A 17302-nucleotide genomic window follows, 5' to 3' on the forward strand; every position below is an offset into this window, starting at 1 on the left:
AATGACGCGTGCTTTCAAAGTCATGCCTGCCTCCTTTCGCCGGCGCTCTTGAGAATGTCCAGCGCCTGGCGCGGATCGATACGGCCATCATAAAGGGCGCGGCCGGAAATCGCACCTTCGAGTTTGGCGGCATCCGGCTCGACCATGCGGCGAATGTCGTCCAGCGAGGCCAGTCCACCCGAGGCGATGACAGGAATGGTCACTGCATCGGCGAGCGCGATGGTCGAGGGCCAGTTGATGCCGGCAAGGACGCCGTCACGATCGATATCGGTATAGATGATGGCCGCAACGCCGGCGCCCTCGAAGCGTCGCGCCAATTCGACCACCCCCAGTTCACTCGCCTCGGCCCAGCCCTCGACCGCCACCTTGCCACCCTTGGCATCGACGCCAACGGCGACCTGACCGGGGAAAGCCTTGCAGGCGGCGATTACCAGATCGGGATCGCGGACGGCGACCGTTCCGAGAATGACGCGCGCCAGTCCTTTGGCGAGCCAATTCTCGATGTCACGCAGGGTGCGTATACCGCCGCCAAGCTGCACGGGATTGCCTGTCGCCGCCAAGATGGCCTCGACTGCTGCGCCATTGACCGACTGACCCTCAAAAGCGCCATTCAGATCGACCACATGCAACCACTCGAATCCCATCGCCTCGAAGGCGCGCGCCTGGTCGGCGGGATTGTCATTGTAGACCGTGGCGCTGTCCATTTCGCCAAGCTTGAGGCGGACACACTGGCCATCTTTCAGGTCGATCGCTGGGAAGAGGATCTTCGCGGTCATCGGCTCACGGTTTCCATTGCAAGAAATTGGCGATCAGGGCGAGACCGAGGGCCTGGCTCTTTTCCGGGTGGAACTGCGTCCCGGCCATGTTGTCGCGGCATACCGCGGCTGTCACCGCGCCGCCATAGTCGGTGGTTGCCAGGACATCTTCGGCGCGGCTTGCGCACAGCTGGTAGGAGTGAACGAAATAAGCGTGCAGGCCATCGGGACCGCTCGGAATGCCGGCAAATAGCGGATGGGTACGGCTCACATTCAGCGTGTTCCATCCAATCTGCGGGATCTTGAGCTGCGGATCATCGGGCGTGAGGGCGATCACATCGCCGGAAATCCAGTCGAGCCCCGGCGTGTCACTCTTCTCGCGGCCACGTGTCGCCATCAGCTGCATGCCGACACAGATTCCGAGAAAAGGGCGAGCTTTGTCGCGGACGCTCGTATGCAACGCTTCGACCATACCATCAACGGCATCCAACCCGGCCCTGCAGTCGGCATAGGCGCCGACTCCGGGCAAGACAATGCGATCTGCAGCAGCGACCTCCTCGGCGCGGTCGGTCAGTATCACCTCAGCAGCGATGCCGTTTTCCGCGGCCGCACGTTCGAAGGCGCGCGTCGCCGAACGCAGATTGCCGGATCCATAATCGATAATGGCGATTTTCATTCCTGCCGCTTCACTTCGCTGATCTGACTGCTGATTGATATTTAATGCTTGCCGCCGCAAGGGTCATTGCTGACGGCCCGACGGCACCAGGCCGATATATTCGCCCGGATCGTCAGGGGCCGCGTTCACGGCGAGATGGCGCCGCGGAGGCAAAGGGGGCGGACTGCCCTGCTGATGGCCAGCGCTCTGCTTCATTGCCGCCCGGAGGAGTGCTTCTTCGCTATCGGCGGCCTCAACACGGTCCAGCAGGTGATCCCCCTTGGCAAGCCGCGAGGCAACACGCCATTGCTGGCCCTCGAAACCGACAATCAGCGCCAATCCGAAAGACAGCAGGTAGAAAAAGCCGACCTGACCGGTGAGCGCCATGGCTGCCGCAATGACGATATCGACCGCCAGAACCGCAAGTCCGGCGAACCAGGCGCGATGCCAGAGCAGCCACAGGCCGCGGAAAAGGAAACCCGCCAGGGTAAAGCGATCGCCGATCACGCGGAGCGGACCGTGCAGTTGCTCCTTAAGGGGCCTATGCGCCGATCCCCGCAGCTGCGAGTGCGGTCGATCCGCAGATGCGAGGATTGCATAAGACGTCACGGCAGCAGGTTCCCTTGCAGCTGATCTGTCAGACCAGCATTCCCTTGGTGGAAGGCACGGCATCGGCCATGCGCGGGTCGATCTCGCAGGCTGCACGCAGCGCCCGCGCCACCGCCTTGAAGCAGGATTCGGCAATATGATGGCTGTTGGCGCCGTAAAGATTGGCGATGTGCAGCGTCAAGGCGCCATGCTGCGCGAAGGCCTGGAAGAATTCGCGTACGAGTTCGGTGTCGAAGGTGCCGATGCGCTGGGCCGTGAAGGCGATGTCACAGACGAGGAAGGGTCGTCCGGAAACGTCGAGGGCCGCGCGTGACAGGGTTTCGTCCATCGGCAGGTCAATCGAGGCATAGCGGCGAATGCCCTTGCGGTCCCCAAGCGCCTTGTGCAGCGCCTGGCCAAGCGCGATACCGACATCTTCAACGGTGTGGTGATCATCGATATGCAGATCGCCCCTGGCAGAAATCTCCATGTCGATCAGCGAGTGGCGTGCCAGCTGATCGAGCATGTGATCGAAAAAGCCGATGCCGGTTGCGATCTTGGCGCGACCAGTCCCATCGATGGTGACAGAAACCTGGATGTCGGTCTCATTGGTTTTCCGCGTGATGCTGGCGGAACGGTTGACGGCGGACTGGGTCATCGGGCTGTCTCTCTGACGACCGCCGCGCAGGGCGATCTCGGGGTACCGGGCTCGGCCACCCTGCCAGGTCGATTGCCGGGCGGGGTGTCGCCGGCGCTCAATACCAGCCCTGCGGCGAAAATTCCAGATGGCACTGGTGCCTGTGCTGGTCAGAAGTCGGCTGCGTCCACACACCGTTTGCAATCGCTGTTTCGGCACTTACATAGGCGGAAGAGATTTTTCCGCCGGCAGCCGCCACGGCCTGCAACCGGCTAAGCGAGGATTAAAGATGAGCGAGGCAAGCATGCACGCCACGACGATCATCACTGTGCGTAAGGGCGGACAGGTGGTGATGGCGGGTGACGGCCAGGTCAGCCTGGGGCAGACCGTGATGAAGGGCAACGCCAAGAAAGTGCGGCGCATCGGCAAGGACGGCTCGGTCATTGCCGGTTTCGCCGGCGCCACGGCTGATGCCTTCACGCTGCTGGAACGGCTCGAGACCAAGCTCGAACAGTATCCGGGCCAGTTGACGCGCGCTGCCGTCGAGCTGGCCAAGGACTGGCGCACCGACCGTTATCTCAGGCGCCTTGAAGCGATGATGCTCGTGGCCGACAAGACCGTGACCCTGGCACTGACAGGCAACGGTGATGTGCTCGAGCCGGAACATGGGACGATGGCCATCGGTTCAGGCGGAAATTATGCCTATGCGGCGGCGCGTGCCCTGATGGATACCGATCGCAACGCCGAGGAGGTGGCACGCCGGGCAATGGAAATCGCCGGCGAGATCTGCGTGTATACCAACGGCAACATTCACATCGAAACTCTTGACGCCGAATAGGCGGGCGGCGGAGCCACCGTGCCTGCCTGTCACGGCGAATACAGCAAGGGCTCAGACGGCCCGCGACGCAAAGACGAGACCCCAACCATGACAACATTTTCTCCCCGCGAGACGGTGACCGAACTCGATCGCTTCATCATCGGTCAAAAGGAAGCCAAGCGCGCGGTCGCGATCGCGCTGCGCAACCGCTGGCGTCGCCAGCAGCTCGACGGCCTTCTGAAAGAGGAGGTGATGCCGAAGAATATTCTGATGATCGGCCCCACCGGGGTGGGCAAAACCGAGATTTCGCGACGATTGGCGAAACTGGCCGGTGCTCCGTTCATCAAGGTCGAAGCCACCAAGTTCACAGAGGTCGGCTATGTCGGCCGCGATGTCGAACAGATCATCCGCGATCTGGTCGAGGCGGCGATCGGTATCGTGCGCGATCGCAAGCGCAAGGAGGTCAACGCCAAGGCGCATATCAATGCCGAGCAACGGGTGCTTGATGCGCTGGTCGGTCCGACCGCATCACCGGCAACGCGGGATTCCTTTCGCAAGAAGCTGCGCGAGGGCCAGTTGGACGACAAGGAAATCGAGGTGGAGGTGAGCGACACCGGCGGCGGCATGCCGAATTTCGAGCTTCCCGGCATGCCGGGCGCCAATATCGGCGTTCTCAACCTAGGCGACATGCTTGGCAAGGCGATGGGCGGCCGCGCCAAAAAGGTCAAGACGACCGTCAAGGATTCACACGACATGCTCGTCAATGACGAATCCGACAAGCTTCTCGACATGGAGCAGGTGCAGCAGGAAGCTTTGAAACTGGCAGAAAACGAGGGCATTGTCTTTATCGACGAGATCGACAAGATCGCAGCGCGTGACGGTGGCGCCGGTGCCGGCGTGTCGCGCGAAGGCGTGCAGCGCGATCTGTTGCCACTGGTCGAAGGTTCGACAGTTGCGACCAAATACGGGCCGGTGAAGACCGACCATGTCCTGTTCATCGCATCCGGCGCCTTTCATGTCAGCAAACCTTCAGACCTCCTCCCGGAACTGCAGGGTCGGTTGCCGATCCGTGTCGAGCTGCGTGCCCTGGAGAAGGAGGATTTCCGCCGCATCCTGACGGAGACGGAAGCCAGTCTGATCAAGCAATACATCGCGCTGATGGGAACCGAGGGTGTGACGCTCGAGTTCACTGAAGACGCAATAGACGCACTGGCCGAGGTGGCCGTTCACCTCAACGGGACGCTCGAGAACATTGGCGCTCGCCGGCTGCAGACGGTGATGGAGCGCGTTCTTGACGAGATTTCCTTCGAGGCACCGGACAGGTCAGGCTCGACAACCAAGATCGATTCGGATTATGTCCGCCAGCATGTGGGCGATCTGGCACAGGATGCCGACCTGTCGCGCTATATCCTCTGAAAGCGCAGGTCCGATACACAAGTTGCACAGCGGGGTGGGTGTCGCATCCATCTCCTGCAGCGACCCGGCGGGTGCACCCGTCGCAGCGAAAGGATCAGACCGCGTGGCCGTCAATCGTTCAAGAAGTTTTCTCTTCTCGTTGGCGCTCGGGCTGATCGCCCTGGGCGGGGGACTGCTTCCACCCGCAGCGGCGGCGACCCTGGTGCCGCCCGGTAATCGCCATGCTGAACAGCCGGCCATTCCGGGTGCTTCCGTGCGGCGCACCAAGCAGACCCGTTCGACCTTTGAGGCCAAGTACGAAAAAATTCGCGATCTTCTCGCCGGCGATGCACGGCTGCGGGAAAAAATCCGCACCGTGGCTCAAAACTACAAGATCGATCCGATGCATATTGTCGGTGCACTGGTCGGCGAGCACACCTACAATGTTGATGCCTATGACCGGCTGCAGAGCTATTACGTCAAGGCTGTCGCCTATGCCGGCGAGCGCTTCCGATTTGAATATGATGGCGAAAAGGTCACTGATTTCGTCCAGCGACCTGAATTTTCGGTCTGTGACGATTCAGCAGGATCGCGGGCCGTGTGGAGCTGCCGGGAGGAGGTCTGGAACAGCACGTTCCGCGGCAAGACCGTCGACGGCAAAAGCTTCCCGAACAACCGGTTCAACGCAGTTTTCTTCGAACCCTTCTACGCGGGGCAAACATTCGGCCTCGGGCAGTTGAGCCCGCTTACGGCCCTGAAAAATGCCGATCGCGCCGTTCAGATCTCGAGAATCAGGCCGTTCTCCGCCGAGCGCGCGGCCGGCGTTTACGAAGCGATCATGGATCCGGATTCCACCCTGGCCCTTATGGCTGCGGGCATCAGCGCCGACATCGAGGATTATCGCCGAATTGCGGACTTCGACATCTCGGCAAACCCGGGGATTACAGCAACCCTGTACAATGTCGGGGAGGCAACACGGCGCGCGCGCGAACTTGCCGCCACGAATGCCAAACGCGCCAAGCGCGGCCAGAAAGCGAAGCTGCCCGTGGAAAATTACTATGGCTGGCTGGTCAACGACAAGGAAGCGGAACTGCGCGCCATTATCGGCAATTAAGCATCGCTCTCCGGCTCGCTTCTTTCACATGCATCCAGCCACTTTTCGAGTTCGTCGAGCGCTGCGTTGGACAAGGCCGGAAAGCTTTCGGCCAGGCGGTTGGCGAGGAGAGCAGCGCGCGGGGTCAACTCCCTCGCAGAAATGACAATGCGCGGCTGTGACAGCATGGCAAGGCGCTCGAGCTCCTCGGCTTCGTCCCAGATGATGTTGAAATATCCGATGATGCGCTGCACCAGCTGCCAGTTGGGTGCGGAGCGCTGGCCGTGTTCCAGCGCGGAGAGATAAGCGGCTGAGACGCCCAGGTCGTGCGCCATGCGGCGCTGTGTTATGCCTCTTTCGGCGCGCAACCGCCGCACCGCCGCACCGAACGGCGTCATCGGTTGATATCGCGGCGCCGGCGCAGGCGGACATACAGCGCCCCCTCGCCGCCATGACCGCGTGCCGAGGTTTCCACACCCGAAACGAGGAGGCGGAACTGCGGCTGGGTGAACCATTCGGGGATCACACGGCGCAACACACCCGCACTTCCGCCCGAGCGCCCCTTGCCGGTGATCACCAGGACGTGGCGCAGGCCGCGATCCCGCGCCTCGAGAAGAAAGTTGTAAAGCAACGGGTAGGCCTCGGTGCGGCGCAGGCCGTGAAGGTCGAGGCGAGCCTCGATGGCAAGCCGCCCGGTCTTGATCTTGCGCCAGGTGGGTTTTTCAATCGGGTGCAATGCCGGCTGGCTTGAAAAGCCATGATCCTGCGTTTCAGCTTTACGCGTTCCGGACCGCGGGGTGAGGACCGGGGCCGCCCTGACAACCTTGGATGACGGCGTCGCGGGCTTGCTTCCTTGCCCGGCCATCAATTCGGCCATGGTCTCAGAGGCCGCCGCGTGCGGGGAAGGCGCATCATGCAACGGCGCCACCGTCCGGGTCACCCTATCCCAGACGACACGATCGTCATGCGACAGTCCCTTCCTACCCTTAGCGCTCATGATCGGGCTCCTGCCCCGCCGGCGCGGGACTCGCCGCACCGCGCGGCAACAACACAATAAAATCTGCCACAGCGTTGACGGCACCGGCAAGCTCTGCCGCCCGGTCCCCGCTGCCGGTAAACAGATCGCCGCGCGCCGGGCCGACGATCGCCGAGCCCGTATCCTGCGCTATCATAAGGCGTGCGAAGGAGCGCTCGCAGTCAAAATCCCGCAAAGCCGGGGCGGTGACAAAGAACGGCGTGCCGAAACTGTGCAGAACACGATCGATGGCCAGCGACCGGCCGGGCTCCAGCTGAACCTTGGCGGCGGCGACCGGACCGAGACCATCGTCGGCCAACTCGATCTCCTTGAAGAAAATATAGGAGCGGTTCTCCCACATCAGGGCGTCGGCCTCGTCAGGATGGGCCGTCAGCCATGAGTGGATCGATTGCATCGACACCTTTGCCGCCGGGATTGCGCCGCGCTCGGCGAGCAACCGCCCGATGGCGGTGAACGGATGACCGGATTTGGCGGCATATGTGATGCGCGTGATCTCTCCGTTCTCGAGGCGCAATCGTGCAGCGCCTTGAATCTGCGCAAAGAACACGTCCGCCTTCGAAGCTGCATAGGCGATCTCGAGGTCTTGACCGGCGAATGCACCGCGATCGATTGCCTGCCTGTCGGGGCAGGTTGTCAAACCGGAGGGCGTGCGCAGCGCATAGGCAAAATCCTCGGGAAAGTCGGGCGGCAGATCGGCGGAAGGATGGCCGGGCCGGACCGCTTCCAGTCCCGCAGGCCGGCGCAGGAAGGGATAGCGCCAGGTGGCGTCCGGACGGCGGCGGGCATCGACGATGGGTTCGTAGAACGCCGTGACCCTGCCCGGCTCACCCTCGTCTGGCAGAATGCGAAGGGGTGTGAAATAAGTCTCGAAGAAACGGCGGGCAGAGTCAGCCGGGACCGCTTCGGGATCAAGGGCCATGGCGGCCTGGAAGGCCGGTTTGAAAGCGGCTGATGGCGGCGCGGCGGCGGCCTGGCGATAGGGCCGGACATTTAGGGCATGTTCAGCTGAACGGCGAAAGGCACGCAATGCGCCGACCATATTGTCCTCGGCCCAGCCGCAGATGCTCGCGAACGCGCACGGGTGCAGCTGAAAGCGGCTCACTGATCCGCTTCAGTCGCGATCAGACGCCAGTTGGGATCACGCGAACGGGTGTCGCGGGCAAAAGTCCACACATCGTTGACTTCCGATACTTCTTCGGTGTCGCCCTCAATGACCTTGCCATCGGAATCGAAGGTGGCGGAGATCAACTGGCTGATGATGCGCACCGTGACATTGGCTTCGCTGCCCTTCATCTCCACCTGGATGATGTCCGTCTTTTCGATGCCGACAAAGTTTGAACGAGCGGTCTCGCCGCGCCGCTCGCGCTCCTCGATCGCGGCAGCAAAGCCCTCATACACGTCGCGGGACAACAGACTGCGCAGGGTCTTGCGATCCCCCTCCGCATAGGCGGCGACAATCATTTCATAGGCAATGCCGGCACCCTTGACGAACTCCTTCGGGTCGAAGCTCGGATCTGCCGCCTTGAGAGCGCGCAGGCCGTCGTTGAGTTCGGTGCCGGGGGTGGCGTAGGTGTCGATCGCCGCCATGTCATCGACCGCTGTTTCGCTGTCCTTGTTCAGCGACGGCAAGGTCACGACCTTCGGATCGTCGCTGGGCAAGGGCGGAGCCTGGGTCGGGACGCGCCGGGCGCGTTTGCGTTCAATGCGGCTTTGATCACTGTCGTCCTTTCGACCGAGAACGGACCGCAACTGGATGAAAATCACCACGGCTGCGATGAAAAAAATGACGGTGACGATGTCGAACGAACCCATTCCCGCTACTTTCATTTTGGTTCTTGTATGCCATGCATATAATCGCCACATGCCCTGCAATCAATTTGCAGCGGCCGCAAATCAGTGTTCAGGGCAGATTTTCCTGGTTTGCGCAGCACTGACCGGCCCCGGGAGAGCCTGATGCGACTGAGCCTATTGCCACTGGTGCTGATCGTCATTCCCATTGCCGAAATCGCCACCTTCATCCTCATCGGCGGCGAGATTGGCGTGTTTTCGACGCTGGGCCTGATCCTGCTGACCGCATTGGTGGGGAGTTTCTTGCTGCGACAACAGGGTCTGGGCATCCTCAATCGGGTGCGCAGCGAGACCGAGGCCGGTCACGTGCCTGGCCGCGACCTGGTGCATGGCGCGATGATCCTGGTGGCTGGCGTGTTGCTGCTGACGCCCGGTTTCGTGACCGACACCATGGGCTTTCTTCTGTTCGTGCCGGCGGTCCGCGACTGGGCCTGGGGTCATCTCAAGAGCCGCGTGGTCGTCATGGCAACGGGCCGCGGTAGCGGATCGTTCGGCGGCGCTGCGCCCGGCGGGCCGGGCGCGAACCATCCGCGCGGCAGCACAAAAGACGGCTCGTATGGTGGCAGAGGCGTGGATGGGCCGGTGGTCGATCTTGGCAGCGAAGACTATACCGAGGGGAGCAAGGATGCCGATTCTCCCTGGTTTGACGAGGAAACCTCCCGGAAAGGCGGCCAGAAAGACGGGTTGTAAGCTTATCGGTGAAATGCTAGCCCGAGCGACGTGATTTTTTGGAGCCGATCGCGCTTCCAAGTTTGAGAAAAGGGATTGCCTGATGGCAGAGGACACGACCAAGGAGACGGCCACCAGCGGAGCGGAAGCGAAGGCTGGCGCGCAGCCGACGCTGAATGTGCAGACGCAGTATGTGAAGGATCTTTCCTTCGAGAATCCGGGTGCGCCGAAATCGCTTTCCAGCCGCAACAATTCGCCGGCCATCTCGGTCAACGTCAACGTCAATGCCAATCCACTGTCCGAGAACGAGTTCGACGTCATTCTGACGCTGAATGCGGAAGCCAAGGATGGCGACAACATCGTCTTCAATGTGGAGCTGGTCTATGGCGGGGTGTTCCGTATCGCCAATTTCCCGCAGGAACACATGCTGCCGCTGTTGTTCATCGAGTGCCCGCGCCTGCTGTTCCCCTTCGCCCGGCAGATCGTTGCCGATGCGACCCGCAATGGCGGCTTCCCGCCGCTGATGATCGATCCGATCGATTTCGCGCAAATGTTCCAGCAGCGCATGGCCGCCGAGCAGGCGAAGCAGCAGCGCGAAGGCGGCAGCAACGGCAATGGCGCCGCGCCAGCCGCGGGCAACGGACAGCCAAGCAATTGATCTGATCAGGGATCGGACTTTTATCGATCCGAGCCCGCTGTTGTCGTTTTAAAGCAAAATGCCCGCGAACTGGTTTCGCGGGCGTTTTTTGTTGCCGGCCCGGCGAAGATGATCGCTCAGGCGGAAGGGGCCGCGACGCGCCACAGCGCCTTGTCGCCAAGTCGTGCGATCAGGCGCTCATGAGCGGCGACTTCCGCGGCGGACAGGCGCGAAGGCAAGGGTGCCGGTCGCCCGCCGATCGCCTCGATTTCGATCGTCTCGACAGTCATGGCGGCGGTGTTTTCAGTCTCCGCCACCAGGCCAAGGGCCGCCTGGCGGCCGCCAAGCAGTTCGATATAGACATCGGCAAGCAACTCGGCATCAAGCAACGCGCCATGTTTGGTGCGATGCGCATTGTCGATGCCATAGCGACGACACAGGGCGTCAAGACTGTTTGGCCCCATCGGGTGGCGCCGTCTGGCGATCGCCAGGGTGTCAACGACATGTGCGGGATCCACCGGCGGCAAGCCGAGGCGGCGGAATTCGGCATTGATGAAACCGATGTCGAAAGTGGCGTTGTGGGCCACCCATTTGGCGCCCTCGAAAAATGCACAGACCTCTTCCGCAATCCTGTCGAAAGTCGGCTTGTCAGTAAGGAATTCTGCAGTGATGCCATGCACCGCCAAGGCATCAGGATGGATCGGGCAGCCGGCCGGGTTGATGTAAAAATGCACGCTGCGGCCCGTCGGAAACTGGTTGTCGAGCTCAATGCCACCGATCTCGATGATCCTGTCGGTGCCATTATCGAGCCCGGTGGTCTCCGTATCGAACACGATCTCGCGCATATATCCGCTCCTAAATCAGGTCGAGGGCCGCAAGAACAGCATCGACCTGGGCCTCGGCGGCCTCGAGCCCCTCGTCGGTTTCGATGATGAAATCGGCCCTTTTCCTCTTTTCGGCGTCGGGAACCTGACGCGCAAGGATGGCCGCGAATTTTTCCTCACTCATCCCCGGCCTTTGCAGAACCCGCTGACGCTGCGTTTCGGGATCGCAGCTAACGACAACGATGTGGTCGACGCGGTCGGACGCACCGGTCTCGAACAAGAGCGGAATGTCCAGCAGCACAGCGGCGGTGCCGAGGTCACGGTGGCGTGTCAGAAACGCCTTCTCTTTCTGCCGCACCAAGGGATGAACAATGGCCTCCAGACGTTTAAAGCCCTCCGGATTGTCGACCAGGATGCGGCCCAGACGTGCGCGGTCGACCACGCCATTGTGGGTCGATCCGGGAAAAGCCGCTTCGACGAGCGGAGCGGCTTCGCCCTCATAGAGGTCGTGGACGACCTGGTCTGCATCGTTGACCGGAATGCCGCGAGCGGCAAACATCTTCGCCGTCGTCGATTTGCCGGTGCCGATGGAGCCGGTCATACCCAGGATGATCATTGCCCCCTGCTCCTCGTTCGTGCCCGTCGCATTCTCTGGCGCGCCTTCACTGCGCCAAATCGGCGAGAATTGTCTGGCGCAGCGCTGGCGTCACCTCGGGCCGGCGGCCGAACCATTTCTCAAATCCCGGAACCGCCTGATGCAACAGCATGCCGAGGCCGTCAACCGTGGGACGACCCTGCCGTTCTGCCTGATCGAGAAACGGTGTGCGAAGGGGCACGTACACAATATCGGTCACCAGCCCCTCCGGCGTCATGACCGAAAAATCGAGATCCGGTACAGTGCCGCCGCCCATCCCCAGGGACGATGTATTGACGAACAGATCGGCACCGCGCAGGGCAGACTGCAGGGCCTCCATCGGCGCGGGTTCGACGCCTTTGAATTGTGGCGCCAGGGATGCAGCGCGCTCCAGCGTGCGATTCACCAGGATGATCTGTGCAAAGCCGCGTTGCTCGAGGGCGTGGAGGACAGCCCGGCTTGCCCCGCCGGCACCGAGGACAACGGCTTTTCTTCCGCGATCCCAGCCGGTTGCTTCGGCGTCCAGATTGGCGCAGAACCCATAGGCGTCGGTATTGGTGGCGCAGAGCCGACCGTCTTCCATCCACAACGTGTTGCCGGAACCGATCGCACGTGTGATGTCATCGCTGTGGTCCGCCAGATGCAGGACCGCTTCCTTGTGCGGGATGGTGATGTTGCCGCCGACAAATCCCGCCTTTCCGCTTTTGATTTCGGCTATGAACCCCGGCAGTTTTTCCGCAGACACGGCGATTGGCTGATAGGTGCCTTCGATCTTAAATTCCTTGAGCCAGTGACGGTGGATGAGGGGCGACCGTGAATGAGCGATCGGATCACCGATAACGAAGGCGCGGGGTTGCAATCTATCCATCAATTGCCCCGAGGCGGCGCAGTTCGGCGAGAAGCGGCAAAAGTGGCAGACCGATAATGGTGAAAAGGTCGCCTTCTATACTTTCGAACAGTTGCACCCCCTCCCCTTCGATCTGATAGGCGCCGACACTTTCCAGCACCTTGTCACCGACATTGGCAAGGTGACGTCCAATGAAACCCGGATCGAGTTCGCGCATGGTCAGCCGCGCCGTTTCGAGATGGCGCCACACAACTTCACTGCCACGTGCCAGTACGACCGCACTGTGGAGCTGGTGCGTTTTGCCGGAGAGTTCAAGAAGACGCCGTCGGGCCCCGTCCATATCCACCGGCTTGTGCAAGGCGAGATCGTCAAGCGCCAGGGTCTGGTCGCAACCGATCGTCCAGGCGCCAGCATTGCGTTCGGCAACATTGCTGGCCTTGGCTTCGGCGAGAATAAGCGCCAGTTCGTCCGGCGTGACACCACTGCCGGCTACAGTCCGCTCAACTGCGCGCTCGTCGATCTCGGCGGCTATGGGCGTCACATCGATACCGGCATTTGCCAGCATATCGCGGCGAAAGGTGCTTTGAGAGGCAAGAATGATTCGTGTCATGGTCCACTCCTGTCTAGCGTCATTTAGAACGCAGAGCGAGGATTGCAGCGGCCGTCTCTTCAATTGACCGGCGGGTCACGTCGATCAGCGGCCAGCCGTTTTTCTCGCACAGGGTTCTGGCATATTTTATCTCCTCAGCGATAAGGGCGCGGTCGGTGTAAAGTTCCCCCTGAAAGCCCGGCGTTTTGCCGAGAATGCGGTTTTGCCGGACGTGGGCAATGCGATCGACCGATGCAATCAGTCCGACGACCAGCGGCTTGCTTGCCTTGTCGAGTCCCGCCGGGAGCGGAACATCCTGCACGATTGGGATATTGGCCGTCTTGATGCCGCGATTGGCAAGATAGATGCTCGTCGGTGTTTTGGATGTGCGCGAAATGCCGACAATAATGACGTCGGCTTCATCGAAATCGGCTGGCAGCTGACCGTCGTCGTGATCCATGGTGAAGTTGAGGGCGTCGATGCGGCGGAAATACTCTTCGTTCATGGCGTGCTGAGCGCCGACGCGGCGGCGATTCGGGGCGCCAAGATAGTTCTGGAACACCTGCAGAACCGGCTCGAGGACCGACACGCAAGGCAGCCCCATGTCGCGGCACTTCAACTCGATGATCGAGGCGAGATCGGTTTCGATGAGCGTGTACAATACGATGCCGGGCGCGCCATCAATGGCGTCGAGCACCGAAATAAGCTGTCGGCGGTTGCGGATCAGGGGATAGACATGTTCAAGCGCCTGGGCGCCACGGAATTGGGCCGCGGCAGCGCGGCCCGCTGCAATCAGCGTTTCCCCGGTGGAATCGGAGATCAGATGGAGATGAAAGTAGTTTTTGACCTGATCCACAGCATACATCCACGCTTGTGCATAAATAGGGAGAGCCGCGAGCTAAGGGTCCCGGCGCTGGTTTGGCAAGGCAAAGGTCGCTGGTTTTCCACACCGGGGCCGGTTCGGTGTTGTTTCCGAGCCGGTTCTGCGCGCTCCTGTGGATAATAAGCGTCCGGCGATCGGAATGCATGATCCGCAGGCGATTCTGTCAGTGATACCAAGTGATTGCAAAACTACCGGACGAGGCGGCGCTCACCGGAAAACGATCCTCTCGCTGTGGATTTCCTGTGACTCGACTGGGGATTGCGGTTAATCCCTGGAACAAACAGACTCTAAGAATCAGAATCCTTTTCAATAGAATTAAGTTTAAGGAAAGATGTGGATGGCAGCGCAGCGGAAACTGATGAGAGTGTTGGCTGGTGAGGCTGTGGCTCCACCTCCCATCTGGCTGATGCGCCAGGCGGGGCGCTATCTGCCGGAATACCGAGCGACACGTGCCACGGCGAACGGCTTTCTCGATCTGTGCTATACGCCTGAATTGGCTGTTGAAGTGACGATGCAGCCGATTCGGCGTTTTGGCTTTGATGCGGCAATTCTGTTTTCCGACATCCTGGTGATCCCTGACATTCTCGATCGCGGCGTACATTTCGTCGAGGGTGAAGGACCGCGGATGACGCCGCTGGCTGTCGAAGACATTGGAACGCTGCCCCGTCCCTCGGTGGATGAAATACTGGCTCCCGTGTTCGAGACGTTGCGGCGATTGCGGCGCGAGCTGCCCGAGGAAACCACGCTTCTGGGGTTCTGTGGTGCGCCCTGGACGGTGGCGACCTACATGCTGGCCGGGCGCGGGACGTCCGATCAGGCGCCGGCGCGACTGTTCGCGATGCGCCATGCTGCCGAGTTTGATCAGCTTCTTGCCCTGATTGCGGATCTTTCGGCCGACTATCTGATCAGCCAGATCGATGCGGGGGCGGATGCCGTGCAGATCTTCGATTCCTGGGCGGGCGTGCTCGACGAGACCTCCTTTGACCGCTTCTGTGTGCGGCCGATGGCGAGGATTGTGGAGAAGGTGCGGAGGGCCCGGCCGGGGACGCGTATCATCGGATTTGCCAAGGGCGCGGGTGCACTGCTGGAGGATTATCGGCAGCGCACCGGCGTCGATTGTGTGGGTCTTGACTGGACGGTGCCGCGCAAGCTGGCGCGTGCGATCCAGGCGGACGGGGCGGTGCAGGGCAATCTTGATCCGTTGCTGATGGTGGCTGGCGGGGCGGCGCTCGATGCGGGGATCGACCGGGTGCTTGCCGATCTGGGCGAAGGGCCCTTCATCTTCAATCTCGGACACGGGATCACGCCGCAGGCGGATCCGGACAATGTGGCGCGTCTGGTGCAGCGGGTGCGCGCGTGGGGTGGCGCGTGAGCCGGGATAGCTCGTTGCGGGCGACATCTGCCAAGGAAGGCCGTCGGGCGGCTGCACGGGCCGCTGTGTGGGGTGCTGGTACACTTCTCCTTGCTGCGGCAGCGATCTGGTTGCAACCGGACTGGCTGTACGGCTGGCTGAAGGTGATCCATATCGTGGCGCTGATTTCCTGGATGGTCGGCTTGTTCTATCTGCCGCGGCTGTTCGTCTACCATGCCGATTGTGCGCCGGATTCCGAGACGGCTCGGACGCTCGCCGTCATGGAAGGCAGACTGCTGACCGTGATCATGCGCCCCGCCATGCTGGTGACATGGGCGGCCGGGTTGATGCTTGCCTGGCTGGGCTTCGGGTTTGCCGGAGGCTGGCTCTGGGCCAAGATCGTTTTGGTGGTTGGATTGACCGGTTTCCATGGCTACCTGGCCAGGGCAGCGAAGAGATTTGCATCTGGTGAAGATGCCGGGACGGCGCGGCAGTGGCGGATGCGCAACGAGGTTCCAACCATCCTTCTGATCCTGATCGTGGCGCTCGTGGTTCTGAAGCCATCGCTCTGAGCTGTGCGGTGATTCTCGGACGGGTCCGGCGGAAAGAACGGTGCAGACCTCTTGAGGGCTTGCAGCGTTTCACGTGAATCGCTATTTAGAAGCACTCCTTCCTCCGGATGTTCTGTGACGCTGCGGCCAACCGGCCGACATTTGCCCGGTGCATCCCCCCTTCTGCCACATCTGAACATACGGATTTTCCATGCAGGAAATGAAGCTTCAAGAGCTCAAGAACAAGACGCCGACCGATCTGCTCGAATTCGCCGAATCGGTCGAGGTCGAGAATGCCAGCGTGATGCGCAAGCAGGAGCTGATGTTTGCGATTCTCAAGAAGCTGGCAGCGCAGGATGTCGAAATCATCGGCGAAGGCGTGGTCGAGGTTCTGCAGGATGGGTTCGGCTTCATGCGCTCGCCAACCGCCAATTACCTGCCGGGACCGGATGATATCTATATCTCGCCTTCGCAGATCCGGCGGTTTTCGCTGAAGACCGGGGATACGGTCGAGGGACCGATTCGCGGACCGAAGGAGGGCGAGCGATATTTTGCCCTGCTGAAGGTTAACACCATCAATTTCGAGGGTCCGGAGAACATCCGGCACAAGGTGCATTTTGACAATCTGACGCCGCTTTATCCGAATGAGCGGTTCAAGATGGAACTGGACAACCCGACCACCAAGGACCTCTCCCCACGAGTCATCGACCTGGTGGCACCCCTCGGCAAGGGGCAACGCGGCCTGATCGTCGCGCCGCCGCGAACCGGCAAGACGGTTCTGCTTCAGAATATTGCGCATTCGATCACCGCCAATCATCCCGAATGCTATCTTCTGGTCCTGCTGATCGATGAACGGCCGGAAGAAGTCACGGACATGCAGCGCTCGGTGAAGGGGGAGGTGATTTCCTCGACCTTCGACGAACCGGCGGTGCGGCACGTGCAGGTCGCCGAGATGGTGATCGAGAAAGCCAAGAGGCTGGTGGAACATGGCCGTGACGTGGTCATCCTGCTGGATTCCATTACCCGTCTGGGCCGCGCCTATAACACCGTCGTGCCGTCTTCAGGGAAGGTGCTGACCGGCGGCGTGGATGCCAATGCGCTGCAGCGCCCGAAGCGGTTCTTTGGTGCCGCGCGCAATATCGAGGAAGGCGGATCGCTGACCATCATCGCCACGGCCCTGATCGATACGGGCTCGCGCATGGATGAAGTGATCTTCGAAGAGTTCAAGGGTACCGGCAATTCCGAGATCGTTCTGGATCGCAAGGTGGCTGACAAGCGCATCTTCCCGTCGATGGATATCCTGAAGTCGGGCACCCGCAAGGAAGATCTGCTGATCCAGCGTCAGGACCTGCAGAAGATCTTTGTCCTGCGGCGTATCCTGGCGCCGATGGGAACCACGGACGCGATCGAGTTCCTGATCGACAAGTTGAAGCAGACGAAGACCAACAGCGACTTCTTTGATTCGATGAACACCTGATCATCCTTCCTGTGAG

The 17302-nt window shown here is 61.2% G+C and carries 21 protein-coding genes; 8 read left to right on the forward strand and 13 right to left on the reverse strand.

The genetic code is table 11. The annotated features are described in order from the left end of the window. Positions 1-20 precede the first annotated feature (20 nt). The 4 genes from hisA to hisB form a co-directional block, all read right to left on the reverse strand. Entirely contained in the window at positions 21-776 is a 756-nt protein-coding gene (gene hisA, locus KY465_RS17710; RefSeq protein WP_219203447.1) for a 1-(5-phosphoribosyl)-5-[(5-phosphoribosylamino)methylideneamino]imidazole-4-carboxamide isomerase, read from the reverse strand. Between the two features lie 4 nt (positions 777-780). Further along, positions 781-1431: an imidazole glycerol phosphate synthase subunit HisH gene (gene hisH, locus KY465_RS17715; protein WP_219203448.1), complete on the reverse strand. Its 651-nt coding sequence runs from the start codon at positions 1429-1431 to the stop codon at positions 781-783. Positions 1432-1494: 63 nt separating this feature from the next. Further along, the gene (locus KY465_RS17720; RefSeq protein WP_219203449.1) at positions 1495-1917 is read right to left on the reverse strand and encodes a DUF2628 domain-containing protein; all 423 of its coding nucleotides are present in this window, start codon (positions 1915-1917) and stop codon (positions 1495-1497) included. Positions 1918-2047: 130 nt separating this feature from the next. Beyond that, positions 2048-2656: an imidazoleglycerol-phosphate dehydratase HisB gene (gene hisB / locus KY465_RS17725; RefSeq protein ID WP_219203450.1), complete on the reverse strand. Its 609-nt coding sequence runs from the start codon at positions 2654-2656 to the stop codon at positions 2048-2050. Positions 2657-2924: 268 nt separating this feature from the next. Here hisB and hslV point away from each other — a divergent pair, with 268 nt between their 5' ends. The 3 genes from hslV to KY465_RS17740 all read left to right on the forward strand — a co-directional run bounded on the left by hslV (position 2925) and on the right by KY465_RS17740 (position 5961). Beyond that, on the forward strand, positions 2925-3473 hold the full coding sequence (gene hslV / locus KY465_RS17730; protein WP_219203451.1) for an ATP-dependent protease subunit HslV: 549 nt from the start codon (positions 2925-2927) through the stop codon (positions 3471-3473). An 87-nt stretch (positions 3474-3560) separates the two neighbouring features. Beyond that, positions 3561-4868: an ATP-dependent protease ATPase subunit HslU gene (gene hslU, locus KY465_RS17735; RefSeq protein WP_219203452.1), complete on the forward strand. Its 1308-nt coding sequence runs from the start codon at positions 3561-3563 to the stop codon at positions 4866-4868. A gap of 139 nt (positions 4869-5007) precedes the next feature. Further along, on the forward strand, positions 5008-5961 hold the full coding sequence (locus KY465_RS17740; RefSeq protein ID WP_428983053.1) for a DUF1402 family protein: 954 nt from the start codon (positions 5008-5010) through the stop codon (positions 5959-5961). On the opposite strand, the gene KY465_RS17745 is transcribed toward KY465_RS17740, so the two are convergent. Genes KY465_RS17745 through KY465_RS17760 form a run of 4 tightly spaced genes read right to left on the reverse strand, consistent with a single transcriptional unit; the run spans position 5958 to position 8788 of the window. Next, positions 5958-6338: a helix-turn-helix domain-containing protein gene (locus KY465_RS17745; RefSeq protein ID WP_219203454.1), complete on the reverse strand. Its 381-nt coding sequence runs from the start codon at positions 6336-6338 to the stop codon at positions 5958-5960. The genes KY465_RS17740 and KY465_RS17745 overlap by 4 nt on opposite strands. Beyond that, the gene (locus KY465_RS17750; protein ID WP_219203455.1) at positions 6335-6937 is read right to left on the reverse strand and encodes a Smr/MutS family protein; all 603 of its coding nucleotides are present in this window, start codon (positions 6935-6937) and stop codon (positions 6335-6337) included. The genes KY465_RS17745 and KY465_RS17750 overlap by 4 nt, the downstream gene beginning before the upstream one ends. After that, complete coding sequence (mltA, locus tag KY465_RS17755) at positions 6927-8015, reverse strand: murein transglycosylase A (protein ID WP_219203516.1); 1089 nt, start codon at positions 8013-8015, stop codon at positions 6927-6929. Before mltA ends, KY465_RS17750 begins: the two co-directional genes overlap by 11 nt. A 59-nt stretch (positions 8016-8074) precedes the next feature. Next, the gene (locus KY465_RS17760) at positions 8075-8788 is read right to left on the reverse strand and encodes a Tim44/TimA family putative adaptor protein (protein WP_219203517.1); all 714 of its coding nucleotides are present in this window, start codon (positions 8786-8788) and stop codon (positions 8075-8077) included. Between the two features lie 141 nt (positions 8789-8929). Between KY465_RS17760 and KY465_RS17765 the strand changes: the two genes are divergently transcribed. Together KY465_RS17765 and secB are read left to right on the forward strand one after the other, a co-directional pair. After that, positions 8930-9514, forward strand: coding sequence for an FxsA family protein (locus KY465_RS17765; protein ID WP_219203456.1), 585 nt, complete (start codon positions 8930-8932; stop codon positions 9512-9514). 82 nt (positions 9515-9596) lie between these two features. Further along, positions 9597-10151, forward strand: a complete 555-nt coding sequence (gene secB / locus KY465_RS17770; RefSeq protein WP_219203457.1) for a protein-export chaperone SecB — start codon at positions 9597-9599, stop codon at positions 10149-10151. 116 nt (positions 10152-10267) lie between these two features. On the opposite strand, the gene dnaQ is transcribed toward secB, so the two are convergent. From dnaQ to KY465_RS17795, 5 genes are read right to left on the reverse strand one after another with little or no spacing between them, the layout of a single operon-like run. Beyond that, positions 10268-10975, reverse strand: a complete 708-nt coding sequence (gene dnaQ, locus KY465_RS17775; RefSeq protein ID WP_219203458.1) for a DNA polymerase III subunit epsilon — start codon at positions 10973-10975, stop codon at positions 10268-10270. 10 nt (positions 10976-10985) lie between these two features. After that, on the reverse strand, positions 10986-11570 hold the full coding sequence (gene coaE / locus KY465_RS17780) for a dephospho-CoA kinase (RefSeq protein WP_219203459.1): 585 nt from the start codon (positions 11568-11570) through the stop codon (positions 10986-10988). A 46-nt stretch (positions 11571-11616) separates the two neighbouring features. After that, complete coding sequence (locus tag KY465_RS17785) at positions 11617-12456, reverse strand: shikimate dehydrogenase (RefSeq protein WP_219203460.1); 840 nt, start codon at positions 12454-12456, stop codon at positions 11617-11619. After that, the gene (locus KY465_RS17790; protein ID WP_219203461.1) at positions 12449-13045 is read right to left on the reverse strand and encodes a Maf-like protein; all 597 of its coding nucleotides are present in this window, start codon (positions 13043-13045) and stop codon (positions 12449-12451) included. The genes KY465_RS17785 and KY465_RS17790 overlap by 8 nt, the downstream gene beginning before the upstream one ends. A gap of 19 nt (positions 13046-13064) precedes the next feature. After that, positions 13065-13880 (reverse strand): pyruvate, water dikinase regulatory protein, encoded by an 816-nt coding sequence (locus KY465_RS17795; protein ID WP_219203462.1) that lies wholly within the window; start codon positions 13878-13880, stop codon positions 13065-13067. Between the two features lie 364 nt (positions 13881-14244). Between KY465_RS17795 and hemE the strand changes: the two genes are divergently transcribed. From hemE to rho, 3 genes are all read left to right on the forward strand, one after another. Beyond that, positions 14245-15279: a uroporphyrinogen decarboxylase gene (gene hemE, locus KY465_RS17800; RefSeq protein ID WP_219203463.1), complete on the forward strand. Its 1035-nt coding sequence runs from the start codon at positions 14245-14247 to the stop codon at positions 15277-15279. Between the two features lie 14 nt (positions 15280-15293). Further along, positions 15294-15830, forward strand: coding sequence for a protoporphyrinogen oxidase HemJ (gene hemJ / locus KY465_RS17805; protein ID WP_219203464.1), 537 nt, complete (start codon positions 15294-15296; stop codon positions 15828-15830). A 190-nt stretch (positions 15831-16020) separates the two neighbouring features. Continuing rightward, positions 16021-17286, forward strand: coding sequence for a transcription termination factor Rho (rho, locus tag KY465_RS17810; RefSeq protein ID WP_219203465.1), 1266 nt, complete (start codon positions 16021-16023; stop codon positions 17284-17286). The last annotated feature ends 16 nt before the right edge of the window (positions 17287-17302 follow it).

Origin of the sequence: Neohoeflea coraliihabitans, assembly GCF_019334345.1 — a bacterium.
Lineage (GTDB): Bacteria > Pseudomonadota > Alphaproteobacteria > Rhizobiales > Rhizobiaceae > Pseudohoeflea > Pseudohoeflea coraliihabitans.

Coding starts and splice junctions, on each gene's coding strand:
- mltA (WP_219203516.1), bottom strand. CDS start 8,015: ATGGTCGGCGCATTGCGTGCCTTTCGCCGTTCAGCTGAACATGCCCTA.
- hslV (WP_219203451.1), top strand. CDS start 2,925: ATGAGCGAGGCAAGCATGCACGCCACGACGATCATCACTGTGCGTAAG.
- KY465_RS17745 (WP_219203454.1), bottom strand. CDS start 6,338: ATGACGCCGTTCGGTGCGGCGGTGCGGCGGTTGCGCGCCGAAAGAGGC.
- KY465_RS17790 (WP_219203461.1), bottom strand. CDS start 13,045: ATGACACGAATCATTCTTGCCTCTCAAAGCACCTTTCGCCGCGATATG.
- hisB (WP_219203450.1), bottom strand. CDS start 2,656: ATGACCCAGTCCGCCGTCAACCGTTCCGCCAGCATCACGCGGAAAACC.
- dnaQ (WP_219203458.1), bottom strand. CDS start 10,975: ATGCGCGAGATCGTGTTCGATACGGAGACCACCGGGCTCGATAATGGC.
- hisH (WP_219203448.1), bottom strand. CDS start 1,431: ATGAAAATCGCCATTATCGATTATGGATCCGGCAATCTGCGTTCGGCG.
- hslU (WP_219203452.1), top strand. CDS start 3,561: ATGACAACATTTTCTCCCCGCGAGACGGTGACCGAACTCGATCGCTTC.
- KY465_RS17750 (WP_219203455.1), bottom strand. CDS start 6,937: ATGAGCGCTAAGGGTAGGAAGGGACTGTCGCATGACGATCGTGTCGTC.
- hemE (WP_219203463.1), top strand. CDS start 14,245: ATGGCAGCGCAGCGGAAACTGATGAGAGTGTTGGCTGGTGAGGCTGTG.
- rho (WP_219203465.1), top strand. CDS start 16,021: ATGCAGGAAATGAAGCTTCAAGAGCTCAAGAACAAGACGCCGACCGAT.
- hisA (WP_219203447.1), bottom strand. CDS start 776: ATGACCGCGAAGATCCTCTTCCCAGCGATCGACCTGAAAGATGGCCAG.
- secB (WP_219203457.1), top strand. CDS start 9,597: ATGGCAGAGGACACGACCAAGGAGACGGCCACCAGCGGAGCGGAAGCG.
- KY465_RS17765 (WP_219203456.1), top strand. CDS start 8,930: ATGCGACTGAGCCTATTGCCACTGGTGCTGATCGTCATTCCCATTGCC.
- KY465_RS17760 (WP_219203517.1), bottom strand. CDS start 8,788: ATGGGTTCGTTCGACATCGTCACCGTCATTTTTTTCATCGCAGCCGTG.
- coaE (WP_219203459.1), bottom strand. CDS start 11,570: ATGATCATCCTGGGTATGACCGGCTCCATCGGCACCGGCAAATCGACG.
- KY465_RS17785 (WP_219203460.1), bottom strand. CDS start 12,456: ATGGATAGATTGCAACCCCGCGCCTTCGTTATCGGTGATCCGATCGCT.